This window comes from Aeromonas sp. 82P, from assembly GCF_051919365.1.
GTDB lineage: Bacteria > Pseudomonadota > Gammaproteobacteria > Enterobacterales > Aeromonadaceae > Aeromonas > Aeromonas veronii.
In genome coordinates, this window is the sequence record NZ_JBQBEV010000001.1 from 4,120,620 (window position 1) to 4,134,435 (window position 13,816).

General features: G+C 56.7%; 14 protein-coding genes and 12 tRNA genes. 3 read left to right on the forward strand and 23 right to left on the reverse strand.

Annotated elements, in window-relative coordinates:
- Positions 1 to 50: 50 nt before the first annotated feature.
- Together ACTG2S_RS18770 and ACTG2S_RS18775 are read left to right on the forward strand one after the other, a co-directional pair.
- Positions 51 to 890 carry an isopenicillin N synthase family dioxygenase gene (locus ACTG2S_RS18770; RefSeq protein WP_103250910.1) on the forward strand — a complete coding sequence of 280 codons (840 nt, stop codon included), beginning with the start codon at positions 51 to 53 and terminating at the stop codon, positions 888 to 890.
- Positions 891 to 1,101: 211 nt separating this feature from the next.
- Complete coding sequence (locus ACTG2S_RS18775; protein WP_069554891.1) at positions 1,102 to 2,415, forward strand: sodium-dependent transporter; 1,314 nt, start codon at positions 1,102 to 1,104, stop codon at positions 2,413 to 2,415.
- Positions 2,416 to 2,418: 3 nt separating this feature from the next.
- On the opposite strand, the gene ACTG2S_RS18780 is transcribed toward ACTG2S_RS18775, so the two are convergent.
- Positions 2,419 to 3,138 carry a substrate-binding periplasmic protein gene (locus tag ACTG2S_RS18780; protein WP_167565460.1) on the reverse strand — a complete coding sequence of 240 codons (720 nt, stop codon included), beginning with the start codon at positions 3,136 to 3,138 and terminating at the stop codon, positions 2,419 to 2,421.
- Between the two features lie 431 nt (positions 3,139 to 3,569).
- Here ACTG2S_RS18780 and ACTG2S_RS18785 point away from each other — a divergent pair, with 431 nt between their 5' ends.
- Positions 3,570 to 4,883: a sodium-dependent transporter gene (locus ACTG2S_RS18785; protein WP_058056587.1), complete on the forward strand. Its 1,314-nt coding sequence runs from the start codon at positions 3,570 to 3,572 to the stop codon at positions 4,881 to 4,883.
- Between the two features lie 307 nt (positions 4,884 to 5,190).
- Here the strand turns inward: ACTG2S_RS18785 and ACTG2S_RS18790 are convergent.
- The 22 genes from ACTG2S_RS18790 to cydB all read right to left on the reverse strand — a co-directional run bounded on the left by ACTG2S_RS18790 (position 5,191) and on the right by cydB (position 13,815).
- Positions 5,191 to 5,266: transfer RNA gene (locus ACTG2S_RS18790), tRNA-Val, on the reverse strand.
- Positions 5,267 to 5,283: 17 nt separating this feature from the next.
- Positions 5,284 to 5,359: transfer RNA gene (locus ACTG2S_RS18795), tRNA-Lys, on the reverse strand.
- A gap of 25 nt (positions 5,360 to 5,384) precedes the next feature.
- Positions 5,385 to 5,460, reverse strand: a tRNA-Val gene (locus ACTG2S_RS18800).
- A 16-nt stretch (positions 5,461 to 5,476) separates the two neighbouring features.
- Positions 5,477 to 5,552: transfer RNA gene (locus tag ACTG2S_RS18805), tRNA-Lys, on the reverse strand.
- A gap of 36 nt (positions 5,553 to 5,588) precedes the next feature.
- Positions 5,589 to 5,664: transfer RNA gene (locus ACTG2S_RS18810), tRNA-Val, on the reverse strand.
- Positions 5,665 to 5,680: 16 nt separating this feature from the next.
- Positions 5,681 to 5,756 (reverse strand) — tRNA-Lys (locus ACTG2S_RS18815).
- 23 nt (positions 5,757 to 5,779) lie between these two features.
- A tRNA-Val gene (locus ACTG2S_RS18820) sits at positions 5,780 to 5,855 on the reverse strand.
- Between the two features lie 16 nt (positions 5,856 to 5,871).
- Positions 5,872 to 5,947, reverse strand: a tRNA-Lys gene (locus ACTG2S_RS18825).
- Positions 5,948 to 5,969: 22 nt separating this feature from the next.
- Positions 5,970 to 6,045 (reverse strand) — tRNA-Val (locus ACTG2S_RS18830).
- A gap of 16 nt (positions 6,046 to 6,061) precedes the next feature.
- Positions 6,062 to 6,137 (reverse strand) — tRNA-Lys (locus tag ACTG2S_RS18835).
- A gap of 24 nt (positions 6,138 to 6,161) precedes the next feature.
- Positions 6,162 to 6,237 (reverse strand) — tRNA-Val (locus ACTG2S_RS18840).
- A gap of 31 nt (positions 6,238 to 6,268) precedes the next feature.
- A tRNA-Lys gene (locus tag ACTG2S_RS18845) sits at positions 6,269 to 6,344 on the reverse strand.
- 174 nt (positions 6,345 to 6,518) lie between these two features.
- Entirely contained in the window at positions 6,519 to 7,319 is an 801-nt protein-coding gene (gene ybgF / locus ACTG2S_RS18850; RefSeq protein WP_201990065.1) for a tol-pal system protein YbgF, read from the reverse strand.
- 158 nt (positions 7,320 to 7,477) lie between these two features.
- Positions 7,478 to 8,002 (reverse strand): peptidoglycan-associated lipoprotein Pal, encoded by a 525-nt coding sequence (gene pal, locus ACTG2S_RS18855; RefSeq protein ID WP_005304908.1) that lies wholly within the window; start codon positions 8,000 to 8,002, stop codon positions 7,478 to 7,480.
- A 49-nt stretch (positions 8,003 to 8,051) separates the two neighbouring features.
- On the reverse strand, positions 8,052 to 9,377 hold the full coding sequence (tolB, locus tag ACTG2S_RS18860) for a Tol-Pal system beta propeller repeat protein TolB (RefSeq protein WP_005335728.1): 1,326 nt from the start codon (positions 9,375 to 9,377) through the stop codon (positions 8,052 to 8,054).
- Positions 9,378 to 9,472: 95 nt separating this feature from the next.
- The gene (gene tolA / locus ACTG2S_RS18865) at positions 9,473 to 10,606 is read right to left on the reverse strand and encodes a cell envelope integrity protein TolA (RefSeq protein WP_013723471.1); all 1,134 of its coding nucleotides are present in this window, start codon (positions 10,604 to 10,606) and stop codon (positions 9,473 to 9,475) included.
- 5 nt (positions 10,607 to 10,611) lie between these two features.
- On the reverse strand, positions 10,612 to 11,058 hold the full coding sequence (gene tolR / locus ACTG2S_RS18870) for a protein TolR (protein ID WP_005335733.1): 447 nt from the start codon (positions 11,056 to 11,058) through the stop codon (positions 10,612 to 10,614).
- Complete coding sequence (tolQ, locus tag ACTG2S_RS18875) at positions 11,058 to 11,747, reverse strand: protein TolQ (RefSeq protein WP_005335735.1); 690 nt, start codon at positions 11,745 to 11,747, stop codon at positions 11,058 to 11,060. The genes tolR and tolQ overlap by 1 nt, the downstream gene beginning before the upstream one ends.
- Complete coding sequence (ybgC, locus tag ACTG2S_RS18880; RefSeq protein ID WP_005335737.1) at positions 11,737 to 12,144, reverse strand: tol-pal system-associated acyl-CoA thioesterase; 408 nt, start codon at positions 12,142 to 12,144, stop codon at positions 11,737 to 11,739. Before ybgC ends, tolQ begins: the two co-directional genes overlap by 11 nt.
- 105 nt (positions 12,145 to 12,249) lie before the next feature.
- Positions 12,250 to 12,561, reverse strand: coding sequence for a cyd operon YbgE family protein (locus ACTG2S_RS18885; protein WP_041202810.1), 312 nt, complete (start codon positions 12,559 to 12,561; stop codon positions 12,250 to 12,252).
- Positions 12,548 to 12,664 (reverse strand): cytochrome bd-I oxidase subunit CydX, encoded by a 117-nt coding sequence (gene cydX, locus ACTG2S_RS18890; RefSeq protein ID WP_005304933.1) that lies wholly within the window; start codon positions 12,662 to 12,664, stop codon positions 12,548 to 12,550. The genes ACTG2S_RS18885 and cydX overlap by 14 nt, the downstream gene beginning before the upstream one ends.
- 14 nt (positions 12,665 to 12,678) lie before the next feature.
- The gene (gene cydB / locus ACTG2S_RS18895) at positions 12,679 to 13,815 is read right to left on the reverse strand and encodes a cytochrome d ubiquinol oxidase subunit II (protein ID WP_005335741.1); all 1,137 of its coding nucleotides are present in this window, start codon (positions 13,813 to 13,815) and stop codon (positions 12,679 to 12,681) included.
- Position 13,816: the final 1 nt, after the last annotated feature.

The following is a 13,816-nucleotide window of genomic DNA, read 5'->3' on the forward strand; positions in this document are numbered from 1 at the left end:
CAGGTGCAAGGTAAACTGCGCCATCTTTTAACTGGCGCGCAACAAAAACAATGAAAGTCCTGACCGTCGATTACCGCTCACCCGATGCGGCCCAACGCTTCACCGAATCCCTGCGAACCACCGGCTTTGGCGTGTTGACCAACCACCCCATTCCGAAAGAGCTGGTGCAGTCCATCTACGACAACTGGTATCGCTTCTTCATGAGCGAGCAGAAGCAGGATTTCCTGTTCAACCGCGAAACACAGGATGGCTACTTCCCGCCGTCGGTCTCCGAGGTGGCCAAGGGCCATAGCCAGAAAGACATCAAGGAGTACTTCCACATCTACCCCTGGGGCCAGATGCCACAAGAGCTGAAGGAGCAGGCGATGGAGTACTACCGTCTCGCCAACGGTCTGGCCGCCGAGCTGCTGGGCTGGGTCGAGCAGTATACCCCGGCCGATATCGCCGCTCACTACAGCTGCCCGCTCTCCTCGATGATCGAAGAGAGCCAGAAGACCCTGCTGCGGGTGCTGCACTATCCGCCGTTCGATGGCACCGAGGAGCCGGGCGCCATCCGCGCCGCCGCCCACGAAGATATCAACCTGCTCACTATTCTGCCCGCCGCCAACGAGCCAGGGCTGCAGGTGAAGGGCTCCGACGGCGAGTGGATGGACGTGCCGTGCGACTTTGGCACCCTCATCATCAATATCGGCGACATGCTGCAGGAGGCCTCTCGCGGCTACTACCCCTCCACCACTCACCGCGTCATCAACCCGACCGGTGGCAGCGCAGCCAAGTCACGCATCTCGCTGCCGCTGTTCCTCCATCCGCGCCCGGATGTGGTGCTCTCCGAGCGCCATACTGCCCACAGCTACCTGATGGAGCGGCTGCGGGAGCTCGGGGTGATCTAGTCCGCCGACGAACCGTTGTCAGAGACAAAACCGGAGCAATCTCGCTCCGGTTTTGATTTGGTGGCAGGATTGGGCAAAAAACAGAATTAAATTAGCCAATCGTACCAATAAATCGCATTTATACCCGATAACCGTCGTAGTGATTGCGCCGTGACCTCCGTAACATGAGCGCCATTCTGCCCCTGCCAAGGGGCGCTCGATTGGAGTTCTTATGAAGCAGTCCCAATGGTCATCCCGACTCGGCTACATCCTCGCCGCAGCGGGTTCCGCGGTCGGTATCGGCGCAATCTGGAAATTCCCCTATGTCACCGCCGTCAACGGCGGCGGCGCCTTCCTGCTGGTCTTTCTGCTGTTCAGCTTCACCCTGGGGGTTGCGGTACTGATGGGGGAGACCCTGCTCGGCAGCATGAGTCGCCGCGGGGTAGTCGGTGCCTTCTCCGATCTGCTCGGCAAACAGTGGCGCTGGGTTGGGGTAATGGGGGTGATCTCTACCCTGCTCATCTACTGCTTCTACAGCGTGGTGGGCGGCTGGACCCTGGGTTATACCGGCATGGCCATCTCCGGCGATCTCAACCATGGTGATGCAGCAGCCCTCACCGCCCGCTTCAATGACTATGTCAGCGGCGACGTCTGGCCCATTCTCACCCATCTGCTGTTTGCCGCCCTCACCTGGATGGTGGTGCAAGGAGGCATTCAGAAAGGGGTGGAGCGCACCTTGCGATGGATGATGCCGGCCCTGTTCCTGATGATCCTGATGCTGGTCGCCTTTGGCCTCACCCTGCCCAATGCGATGGCGGGAGTACGTCACTTCCTGATGCCCGACTTCAGCAAGCTGGGGATGTCTGGCGTGCTCGATGCCATGGGACTGGCCTTCTTCTCCCTCTCCATCGGTCTGGGCATCCACACCACCTACGGCGCCTATCTGCCGACCAGCGAAGGGGTTGGTCGCTCCAGCCTCTGGGTGGTGCTGCTGGCCAGCATGGTGGCAGTGCTGGCGGGTTTGATGATCTTCCCGGTGCTGGCCTCGACCGGTATCGACCCGGCCTCCGGCCCCGGTCTCACCTTTATGACCATGCCGGCGGTATTTCAGCTGCTGCCCTTCGGTCAGGTGCTTGAGGTGATCTTCTTCGCCCTGCTGGTCTTTGCGGCGCTCTCCTCCGCCATCTCTCTGCTGGAGCATTTGCAGTGCTTCCTGTGCGAGACCTGGGGTTGGTCACGCCGCACAGCCTGCAGCGCCATCACTGGATTCGTCATGGTTAGCGGTGTTCCGGTCAGCCTGTCGTTTGGCCCGCTGCAACACGCAACCCTGTTTGGCAAAACCATCTTCGAGCTGCTGGACTTTGTCACCTCCAACCTGATGATGCCGCTGTTCGGCCTGATGCTGACGCTGCTGCTGGGCTGGAAGCTGGGACGCAAGGCGCTGCCGCAGGGGATTGCCAGCCACTGGCATCACTTGCTGATGAACTGCTGGCGCTGGATTGCCCCCTTGCTGATCGGCGGGATCTTGATTCGCGGTCTGGTGTGACGGTTACTCTTCGCGGGTGGGCTCATCGGCCCGCCCCTGGGCGGCTCTGACGGCCTCCAGGGCATGCTGCCAGCGGGTGATCTCGGCATCATCCGTTCCCTTGGAGAAGACGATATAGAGACCGGCCTGATGAAGCAGCACGCCACTGCTGACGATGCTGCGCCGGGATAACCCCATCTTGTCGAGGGTGGCCTCCATTACCAGCTCCGCCATCGGCAAGGCATCGATCTTGCCCAGCATCAGCCGCTCTATCGCCTCCCCAACCGTCTTGTAGCGCACCAGATTGGTGTAGCCCTCATGGGTCAGCCGCACATCATCGGCGTTACCCAGCACGACCCCCACTCTGGGCAGCTCCCGCAGCTGCGCCAGCGAGGTCAGCGGGTGGCGACTATCCGGCGCCTGATAGATAAAGACCCGATTGATAAAGAGCGGGCCAACCCATTTGAAATGGGACTCCCGCTCCGGGAGCCGCTGTACCACGAACAGTCCATAGCCGGGCTCGACCCGTGCCAGCGCCAGCGCCCGTTTGAGCGGGTAAATCCGCACCGGATAGCGGGTGCCAAGCTCCTCCTGCACCTCATCAATCAAACGAATAGCGAATCCGTCGAGCTTGCCGTCGCGGTATTCGGTAAAGGGGGGTAAGTCGTGACTCAGCAGGGTTAATCCGGGCTGCGCCGACACACTCAGGCTGATCAATAACCAGGGCAGCACCATCCATCTCATACGACATCCTGTCTCATCGTTGTTCCCGTCAGCGCCATGTCGCGGTCACTAGTTCCAGAAGAAGCTACGTCGATTATCGCCCAGTAAATAGCCACAAGGTAGAAAAGATACGGCCCGGCGAGGTTTTCCCCCATTGAGTTGTACGTATAGCCAGAGTGGTGACAGCGGCACACAAAAAAATTTTTGATTTTATGTGTCAATTATTCTTTCCGTGGTTTAGGCTGTTTCCTCATTCATTGGTCAGGTTGTCACCTCATGTCTGCCATCCTCGTGCTGTTTGGTCGATTTTTTAGCTCGCAAGAGAGGTGACCTTGCACGCACAGTTTTTCTGAATGTTCATTGCAAAGGTCGCCTCAGGCGGCCTTTTTTATGGTCTGTCGTTTATTGCTACAGAGGAGTATTGCTTCGATGTCGTGTTACCCGGAGGTTGTATGAGCCAGGTTCAGTGGTCTTCCCGTCTCGGTCATGTGCTGGCCGCAGCAGGCACAGCGATTGGCCTTGGTGCCATCTGGAAGTTTCCCTATGTGACCGCCACCAATGGCGGTGGTGCCTTTCTGCTGGTGTTTCTGCTGTTCAGCTTCACCCTGGGAGTAGCAGTACAGGTCGGCGAAACCCTGCTCGGCAGCCATAGCCAGCGCGGGGTGCTCGGCGCCTTTCGCAAACTGGTGGGGCCGAACTGGCGCTGGATGGGGTATATGGGGATCGCCTGCGGCTTCTTTATCTACAGCTTCTACAGCGTGGTCGGTGGCTGGACCGTGGGTTACGCCGCGCTGGCGATGGCTGGCAAGCTCAACCTGAGCGAGGGGAGCGCCCTCACCGCCCTGTTCAACGGCTATGTCAGCAACCCCTGGTGGCCGGTGCTGACCCATCTGATCTTCGCAGGCCTGACCTGGTGGTTCGTGCAGGGGGGTATTCAGAAAGGGGTTGAGCGGGCACTGCGCTGGATGATGCCCGCGCTCTTCATCATGATGTTGCTGCTGGTGGGGGTTGGTCTCTCCATGCCGGGCTCCATGGCGGGTGTGCGCCAGCTGCTGCTGCCGGACTTCTCCATGCTGACCGGCCAGAGCGTGCTGGACGCGCTGGGGCTGGCCTTCTTCTCCCTCTCCATCGGGCTCGGGGTACACACTACCTATGGCGCCTACCTGCCCAATAGCGAAGGGGTGCTGCGCTCCGGGGTCTGGGTGGTCACACTGGCAAGCCTTATCTCGGTGCTGGCGGGCTTGATGATCTTCCCGGCGCTGGCCTCCACCGGCATCGATCCCACCGCAGGCCCAGGGCTCACCTTTATGACCATGCCTGCCGTGTTCAGTCATCTGCCGTTCGGTCAGGGGCTGGGGGTGGTCTTCTTCCTGTTGCTGCTGGTCGCAGCTCTCTCCTCCTCCATCTCCATGCTGGAGCATCTGGTGCGCTTCACTACCGAGGAGTGGGGTTGGTCGCGTCGTGGCGCCTGCCGGGTACTGACCCTGCTCATCATGGCCTCCGGCATTCCGGTGAGCCTGTCGTTTGGCCCCTGGAGTGATCTGACCCTGTTTGGCAAGACCATCTTCGAGCTGCTCGACTATCTGACCTCCAACCTGATGATGCCGTTGTTTGGTCTGGTACTGACCCTGCTGCTGGGCTGGCGATTGGGTGATGCCATATTGCCTGCGGGCCTGTCACCCGCCCTGCGTCTGGCGCTGCTCTGGTGCTGGCGCGTGGTGGCGCCGCTGCTGATCAGCGGGATCCTGATCCGCGGGATCATGTAGCACCTTGCGCATCTTTGTGGGCAGGCCTTGGCCTGCCCTTTTTATTGCTGGCATTTACTGTATTACAGGCGTTCATATGAACAGCATCACGATGGACAGGAGTGAAGTCAGTGGCCGTCGAACAATCTCGGAAGAGCGGGATGAAGAAGGATCGGAGTGACAGAGTGGCACATTAAGAGGTGGCGTTCGGCTCGCCACAACGGCAACAGAAGAAGCTGGAGTACTGAATTGCGGGCAAAAAAAATCCCCATCTGAATGGGGACTTTCTCTGCAATCGCAGCTGATATCTCAGCCTCGCTTGCGAATATGGTGGTCGTTACTGGGATCGAACCAGTGACCCCCTCCTTGTAAGGGAGGTGCTCTCCCAGCTGAGCTAAACGACCTGGGATTCTTGAAATGATGGTGGGTCGTGCTGGATTCGAACCAGCGACCAATTGATTAAAAGTCAACTGCTCTACCGACTGAGCTAACGACCCATCTAAGTCATTTTTTTCTACAAACTGGTGGTCGTTACTGGGATCGAACCAGTGACCCCCTCCTTGTAAGGGAGGTGCTCTCCCAGCTGAGCTAAACGACCTGGGATTCTGAAATGATGGTGGGTCGTGCTGGATTCGAACCAGCGACCAATTGATTAAAAGTCAACTGCTCTACCGACTGAGCTAACGACCCATCTAAATCATTTTTTTAAACTTTTTACTGCAAATATGGTGGTCGTTACTGGGATCGAACCAGTGACCCCCTCCTTGTAAGGGAGGTGCTCTCCCAGCTGAGCTAAACGACCTGGGATTCTGAAATGATGGTGGGTCGTGCTGGATTCGAACCAGCGACCAATTGATTAAAAGTCAACTGCTCTACCGACTGAGCTAACGACCCATCTAAATCATTTTTTTACAAACTGGTGGTCGTTACTGGGATCGAACCAGTGACCCCCTCCTTGTAAGGGAGGTGCTCTCCCAGCTGAGCTAAACGACCTGGGATTCTTAAATGATGGTGGGTCGTGCTGGATTCGAACCAGCGACCAATTGATTAAAAGTCAACTGCTCTACCGACTGAGCTAACGACCCATCTAAATCATTTTTTACAAACTGGTGGTCGTTACTGGGATCGAACCAGTGACCCCCTCCTTGTAAGGGAGGTGCTCTCCCAGCTGAGCTAAACGACCTGGGATTCTTAAATGATGGTGGGTCGTGCTGGATTCGAACCAGCGACCAATTGATTAAAAGTCAACTGCTCTACCGACTGAGCTAACGACCCATCTAAATCATTTTTTTTACAAACTGGTGGTCGTTACTGGGATCGAACCAGTGACCCCCTCCTTGTAAGGGAGGTGCTCTCCCAGCTGAGCTAAACGACCTGGGAATTCTGTCTCCACCGAGTGGAGAAAATGGTGGGTCGTGCTGGATTCGAACCAGCGACCAATTGATTAAAAGTCAACTGCTCTACCGACTGAGCTAACGACCCTCACCACGACCAGTTCCGACTGCATTACTGCTTCGGCTCTGACGGCGGCCTATATTACGGATTTAAATTTCCGGTGCAACAGAAAATTCGTAATTTAAATCCGTTTGCTCACTGTGCGTACAAATGCAGGCTGTTTTTACAGTAGCGTTACGAAAACAGTGACATACAGCAATGTTACAGCTTGGCCTGGCTCTGCTCGGCAAGCTTGGCTGACGTTGTGCCAGGATAGCCCTTGATCACCTGCTCATAGAAGGATTTGGCTTCCGCCTTCTTGCCATCCAGCTGCGCCAGCATACCCAGCTTCAGCAGCGCATCGGCTCGCTTGGGGGATTTGCTGTATTTGTTGGCCACGGTCGAAAACTGGGCCGAGGCACCGGCTCTGTCACCCTTGTTGAACAGCAACTGGCCGAGCCAGTAGTGTGCATTGGGAACATAGCCCGAATTGGGGTACTGCTTGATGAAGCCCTGGAAAGCCGGAATGGCTTTGTCATAGTTCTTCTCTTTGAGCACCATGTTGACCGCTGCGTCGTAAGCCTGATTCTCATCCTGATTGGTTGAGTAATTGGCAGCAGCAGCCGGTGTGGCAGCAGCAGGGGCCGGGGCGGCTGGAGCAGCCTGCTGGCTGCTGGCGACCTTGTCGAGCTCCTGGTAGAGCTGACGCTGGCGCTCTTGCGACTGTTCCATCTGGTAGGTCTGCTGCTCCAGCTGACCACGCAGCTCGGAGACCTCCCCTTGCAGGGAGTCGACCTGTTGCTGCAATTCAGCTTGCAGTCGCAGACGGGCATTGAGGGTGCGCTCCAGCAGGGCAACCCGATCTTCCAGGCTACCGGTGGGAACGATGGCGCCGTTGTTGCCACTAAGGACAACGCCACCACCCGAGTCTCCACCCAGATCGCTGACCGGTGCCGCAGCTTGCGCATTCAGAGCAACCATTACGGCCAGCGCAACGACAGCTTGCTTGTACACAGATTTCATTCGGATCAAACCTTAGCGTTTAGTACAGATAAAACGGCCAGCGCCATCGTCGCTCGCATATACAGATTTCATTCGGATCAAACCTTGGCGTTTAGTGCAAATAAAACGGCCATCGAAATGGCCGCTTGCATATAAACGAACTTCGTTCGGTTTAAACCTTAGTAAACCAGAACCGCGCGGCGGTTTTTGGCAAAGGCATCCTCGGTGTGAGACATGTCCAGCGGCTTCTCTTCGCCATAGCTGACGATAGAGAGCTGCTCGGCCTGCACACCCAGGGTTTGCAGATACTTGGCAACAGCCTTGGCACGACGCTCGCCCAGGGCGATGTTGTACTCCGGAGTACCGCGCTCATCGGCGTGACCTTCGATCAGGACTTTAACGCTCGGGCGCTCGCGCAGGTAGCTGGCATGGGCATCCAGCAGATCAGCGTACTGACCCTGGATATCGTAACCGTCGAACGGGAAGTAGATTACGTTGTCACGCTGCAGTGCTTCGAACTTCTGACGCATCTGCTCTTCCGGGGACAACATGCCGTTGGCGCCGCCGGTTTGTACACCGCCCATGCCGTCGGTCATACCTGATTCAGCGCCTGCGGCGTCGGAATCAGAAGAAGAACTACAAGCGGCCAGGGTGAACAGTGGCAGTGCGATGGCCAAACCCTTGAGCAGTTTATTGAGTTGCATGCTATTTCCTTAAACCTTTATAACAAAACAAAAAACAATTGGATTTTTATCAATTCAAGAAGGGCGACCAAGCTGGTGCACGAATTTCACCGCTACTGGTCGGAAGCACAGCCTTGAAGCGACCATCAGTCGACACCAACGCGAGACTCTTACGACCCTGATAGATGGTGGCATAAATGATCATGCTGCCATTGGGAGCCACACTTGGCGACTCATCCAGAGCACTCTGGGTAAGGACCAACAGGGCATTGTTTTCCATGTCCTGACGGGCAATACGATACTGTCCCTGAACACGGGTCACCATCACCATGATTTTGCCATCAGGAGTGATGGATGCACCCTGGTTGGATTCACCTTCCCAAGTCATCCGGCGAGTCATACCAGTCGCCAAATTTACGCTATAAATCTGGGGTTTGCCACCACGTTCAGAGGTGAACAACAAATTTTGCCCATCCGGCATCCAGGAGGGTTCGGTGTCGATCACACGGCTGGTTGTGACGCGGGTCAGCTGCTTGCTAGCGACATCAACCACATAGAGGTTTGGTGAACCATCTTTGGAGAGAACGATAGCCAGACGACGACCATCCGGAGACCACTCCGGCGCCCCGTTAATACCGCGGAAACTGGTGATCAGGCTGCGCTGCTGGGTGTAGATATCCTGCACATAGATTTCGGACTTCTGGTTCTCGAAGCTCACATAAGCCAGCTTGCTGCCATCCGGCGACCAGGCCGGAGACATCAAGGGCTCGCGGGAGCGCAGCAGGGTCTTCTCGTTGTAACCGTCGTAGTCAGAAATACGCAGCTGGTACGGGAACTGGGTACCCTGCTGTACGGAGACGTAAGCCAGACGGGTCAGGAAGGCACCGCGCTCGCCAGTCAGACGCTCATAGACGATGTCGGAGATACGGTGGGCAAACTGGCGCATCTGGGCACCCGGGATGGTCGCCATGCGGCTATCCAGGATGTAACCGTTGCTCTCGCCACCTTGTGCCTTGGCCAGCTGGCCTTTCAGCACATCGACCAGCTCGAAGTTGACCTTGTAGGTGCCGTCACCGACTGCCGAAATGGAACCCACCACCACGGCTTCAACCCCTTGGGAGGCCCAGGGAGCGAAGTTGATCTCGCTGCTGCTGCTCGGGGTCTGCGGCATCTGGCCACGGGCCAGCGGCTTGAACTTGCCGCTGCGCATCAGGTCGTTGGAGACCACTTCCGCGATGTCCTGCGGCAACTGCCCGTTACCTTCCCACTTGAAGGGGGCGACAGCGATGGGGCGTGCGCTATCAATACCGCCGGTGATGACGATGTCCAGGGCCGCCTGGGCACTCTGGCCCAGCAACAAACAGCCAACCAAAGCAAAAAATACTTTTCTGATCATGGCTTAAATACTCGGTTCCAATATAGATGAGAGGTTAAATTCCTTTCTCGGCGAGAGGTTGCCAACCGGAGGCAAGCAACCTCGTTTTATCACGCTTAGATACTAGGTTCTAACTTCAGGTTAAATTCCTTCAACATCTCGAATGCCGCAGGATCCTTGGGCACAGGCAGTTGATTGGCTTTCAGAACAGCCGCCTTACCGGAACGACAAACCGCCGGGTCACCCTGGCCGTTATCTACCGATATGACAAAGCCACTGCTCGCAAGACGTACGCCGATAGTACATGTTTTGCCCCGCATGGTGGGATCCAAAATCATATACCGCTCAACAGTGGCCTTGATGAGCGCCGCATATTTGTCGACTTCGCCCTGGGCTGCTGCCGATGCCGCCTGACTGCGAGCATTGGCCTCAGCCGACAGCTGCTGCTGCATCATCTCTTCCATCTCCTTTTGCAGCTTGGCCTGCTCGGCGGCTTTACGCTTGCGCTCAGCCGCGATCTTGGCCTGCTTTTCGGCCTCTGCCTTGGCTTTCTTCTCTGCGTCAGCTTTTGCCTTTTTCTCAGCCTCTTCCTTGGCCTTCTTCTCGGCCTCGGCTTTGGCTTTTTTCTCTGCTTCTGCCTTGGCTTTCTTCTCGGCTTCGGCTTTGGCCTTCTTGTCAGCTTCCGCTTTCTTGGCCTTGGCTTCTGCCGCCTTTGCCTTCTCTTCGGCCTCTTTCTTCTCTTGTTCCTTTTTCTTCTTCAACGCCAACGCCTTGCTCTCGGCTTCCGCCGCTTTACGCTCGGCTTCGGCCTTCTTGGCCTTCTGCTCTTCCAGCTTGCGGGCTTCCTCGGCTTTTTGGGCCTTCTCTTCCGCCTGCTTCTGCTCGGCAACCTTCTTCTGCTTCTCGGCCTCGGCTTTGCGAGTCGCCTCTTCGGCCTGCTTGCGCTTGGTCTCGGCGATGCGAAGCTGCTCCTGTTTCTGAGCCAGCTCGCGCTTGGCGAGATCCGTGTCTTCCTTATCCTTCTCTTTCTCTACCTTTTGAGGCTTGGGCTGAGATTTCTGCTGCTGGATCTGCTTGGCCTGCTCGTTGAGGAAGTTCTCATCGAGCATGACGGCATTGACGATCTGCCCCTTCGATTCGGGTCGTTTCGGTTTGCTGAAATCGAGCCCGACAAACAGGATGATGCCGATGATCAGGTGCAGCAGAAACGACGCGATGAGATAACCGGAAATACCACGCTTCACATCCATCTCCGTTAGTTCACCGGATCTGTCATCAGGCCAACCTGAGGCACACCCGCATTCTTGAGGGCCACCATCAACAGGATCACCTCTTCGTAGCGCACGGCCTTGTCACCCGCGACCACCACGGGGGCATTCTGGTTGATCGCCAGATAGCCCATGGCTTTTTCGGTGATGTATTGCTGCATCGCCTCTGGCGTGCCACTTGGCACCGGCTCGTCATCGGCTTCGCCAGCCTTGATGACATACTCGCCTTCGGTATTGACGCTGACGATGAAGGGTGGCTTGGCATCTTCCGGCAACTGCTCGGACTCAGCCTGTGGCAGATCCACCTTGACCCCTTGCGTGATCACCGGCGTGACCGCCATAAAGATGATAAGCAGCACCAGCATGACGTCGATATAGGGAACCACGTTGATCTCGGCCACCTTCTTGCGCCGGATCCGCTGATAGGTTTGCATTACTGATCACCCTGCTGCTGTGCAATTTGACGGTTCAGAATGGTAGTGAACTCGTCCATGAAGTTGGCGTAGGCGTTCTCCAGCCGCTCGACCTTGTTGGAGAAGCGGTTGTAGAAGATAACCGCCGGGATAGCGGCAAACAGACCCATGGCGGTGGCGATCAGCGCTTCCGCGATACCCGGCGCCACCATTTGCAGGGTGGCCTGCTGAACCTGACCCAGGGCGATAAAGGCGTTCATGATCCCCCATACGGTACCGAACAGACCGATATAGGGGCTGATGGAGCCGATGGTCGCCAGCACCGGCAGATTGGATTCCAGATCATCCACTGCGCGGGAGAGGGAGACGCGCATGGCGCGGTAGGTACCATCCATCACCGCATCCTGACCACGGGCACCGGCCTTGAGCAAGCGGGCATACTCCTTGAAGCCGGAGTAGAAGATATCTTCCATGCCTTCGATATCATCGCGGCGGGAAGAGGACTCCTGATAGAGGCGATTGAGATCGACCCCTGACCAGAAGCGATCTTCAAACTGTTCCGATGCGAGATTGGCCGCCTTGATCGCCTTTGAACGCTGGATAATCAGCGCCCACGAGACAATAGACATGCTCATCAGGGTCATCATGACCAGTTTTACCAACAGGCTGGCTTGCCAAAACAGGCCAATAAACGAAATTTCAGCGTGCACTTAACAGCACTCCCTTGATTTTTTCAGGTATAGCTACAGGTTTCATTTGCGGATGACTGACACAGGCTATCTGTACCATGGCCTGGGTGATCAGTCGTCCATCAGCCGCCAGGATCTGCTGCGAAAAGCGCAGGGATGCGCGTTTCACTTCAATCACTTGCGTTAATACATTCAATAGTTCATTAAAACGGGCCGCCGAGCGGAAATCGATCTCAGTTCGGCTCACCACGAAGGCATATCCCTCCTGCAGCCAGACGTCCTGTTCGACCCCTTTGGCACGAAGAAACTCGGTGCGAGCACGTTCCATAAACTTGAGATAATTGGCGTTGTAGACGATGCCCCCGGCGTCGGTGTCTTCGTAGTAGACACGCACCGGAAACTCAAAGACTTCCCCCATAACAATCTGTGATCCATTCGACAGTCAGATGGGGGGCTATCATAGCGCAGGGCTGAATAGGAAAGAAGCAGGGGGAGACAGGGAAATCCTGCCTCCCCCCGTTTTTTATGAAAGGAAATATGAATGTGTCAGCCAGAGGCCATACAACAAACTGGGCCAGGCGAGCCAAGGGTTGAACAGCACACGTCCGGGCAGGCTTTTCAGATGAAAGCCAAGCCCGTTAAGTACGCCACAACAGACGGCCCACATCAGCCAGGGAGCAAGCCAGAGACCATGCTCGCTGGTGTTGGCCGCGATCAGATTGGGGGCCTGTAAAATAGCGACGGCCAACAAGGCCGCCGCGAGTAACATCAACCCCTGCCACGGCTGCCGCTCCAGTGGAGCAGCCAGCCTGGCGAGTCGATCACTTGTTTTCATCGATCTGACGATCCATGTTCTCGGTGTGTTCCAGCCACAGCGCATTGATGATGCCAAATGCACAGGCCAGCAACAGTCCCAGGATCCAGGTGAAATACCACATTGTCAGCGCACCTCTTAATAGAGAGATTGTTGGTTATCTTCGATGTGCTTGTTGGTTACCCGGCCAAACATCTTGATGTAAGTCCAGATGGTGTAACCCAGCACAATCGGTACGAAGATCGCTGCAGCCACAGTCATCACCTGCAAGGTGTTGAAAGAGGCGGTAGCATCCCACATGGTCAGGCTCAGTGACGGCTCAAGGCTTGAGGGCATCACGAACGGGAACATGGAGAAACCGGCAGTGAGGATGACCCCGGCAATCGCCAGCGAGGAGCTGGTAAACGCCAGCCAGCCGATGTTCATGCGGGCAAACAGCGCAGTCAGCAGGCTCATGGCCAGGCCCAGTACAGGGGCAGCCACCATCCACGGATAGAGGGTGTAGTTGTTCATCCAGGCACCAGCCTGCAGGACAACTTCCTTGTTCATCGGGTTGGATACTGCGTCAGTCGCGGCAGCCTTGACGATGACATACCCTTCCATACCGCTTACCCACCAACCCGCGGCAGCAAACAGCACCAGGGTCAGCAGTGAGCAGATCATGGCGGCAGTGCGGGAACGCGCCAGCACTTCACCGTCGGTCTTCATCATCAACCAGGTTGCGCCCTGGGTGAGCAGCATGAACAGGCTCACCAGACCAGCCAGAATGCCGAACGGGTTAAGCAGGCCGAAGAAGTTGCCGTGATAGGTCAACATCATGAACTGGTTAAACTCGAACGGAACGCCTTGCAGCAGGTTGCCAAAGGCCACACCAAAGACGATGGGCGGTACGGCGCTACCGGCGAACAAGGCCCAATCCCAGTTGCTGCGCCATTTGGCATCAGCACGCAGGGAGCGGTACTTGAAACCGACCGGACGCAGGAACAGCGCCATCAGCGTCAGGATCATGGCGATGTAGAAGCCGGAGAAGGTCGCGGCGTACACCATCGGCCAGGCGGCGAACAAGGCGCCACCGGCAGTGACCAGCCAAACCTGGTTTCCTTCCCAGTGCGGCCCCATAGTGTTGAGCATCACACGGCGCTCGACATCTTTCTTGCCGACGAACGGGAGCAGTGCGCCTACCCCCATGTCGAAGCCGTCAGTGATGGCAAAACCGATCAGCAACACGCCGACCAGAGCCCACCAGATGACACGCAGAGTTTCGTAATCAAACATG

Coding starts and splice junctions, on each gene's coding strand:
- tolA (WP_013723471.1), bottom strand. CDS start 10,606: ATGGATGTGAAGCGTGGTATTTCCGGTTATCTCATCGCGTCGTTTCTG.
- ACTG2S_RS18775 (WP_069554891.1), top strand. CDS start 1,102: ATGAAGCAGTCCCAATGGTCATCCCGACTCGGCTACATCCTCGCCGCA.
- ACTG2S_RS18885 (WP_041202810.1), bottom strand. CDS start 12,561: ATGAAAACAAGTGATCGACTCGCCAGGCTGGCTGCTCCACTGGAGCGG.
- ACTG2S_RS18785 (WP_058056587.1), top strand. CDS start 3,570: ATGAGCCAGGTTCAGTGGTCTTCCCGTCTCGGTCATGTGCTGGCCGCA.
- pal (WP_005304908.1), bottom strand. CDS start 8,002: ATGCAACTCAATAAACTGCTCAAGGGTTTGGCCATCGCACTGCCACTG.
- cydB (WP_005335741.1), bottom strand. CDS start 13,815: ATGTTTGATTACGAAACTCTGCGTGTCATCTGGTGGGCTCTGGTCGGC.
- cydX (WP_005304933.1), bottom strand. CDS start 12,664: ATGTGGTATTTCACCTGGATCCTGGGACTGTTGCTGGCCTGTGCATTT.
- tolB (WP_005335728.1), bottom strand. CDS start 9,377: ATGATCAGAAAAGTATTTTTTGCTTTGGTTGGCTGTTTGTTGCTGGGC.
- ACTG2S_RS18770 (WP_103250910.1), top strand. CDS start 51: ATGAAAGTCCTGACCGTCGATTACCGCTCACCCGATGCGGCCCAACGC.
- ybgC (WP_005335737.1), bottom strand. CDS start 12,144: ATGGGGGAAGTCTTTGAGTTTCCGGTGCGTGTCTACTACGAAGACACC.
- tolR (WP_005335733.1), bottom strand. CDS start 11,058: ATGCAAACCTATCAGCGGATCCGGCGCAAGAAGGTGGCCGAGATCAAC.
- ACTG2S_RS18780 (WP_167565460.1), bottom strand. CDS start 3,138: ATGAGATGGATGGTGCTGCCCTGGTTATTGATCAGCCTGAGTGTGTCG.
- ybgF (WP_201990065.1), bottom strand. CDS start 7,319: ATGAAATCTGTGTACAAGCAAGCTGTCGTTGCGCTGGCCGTAATGGTT.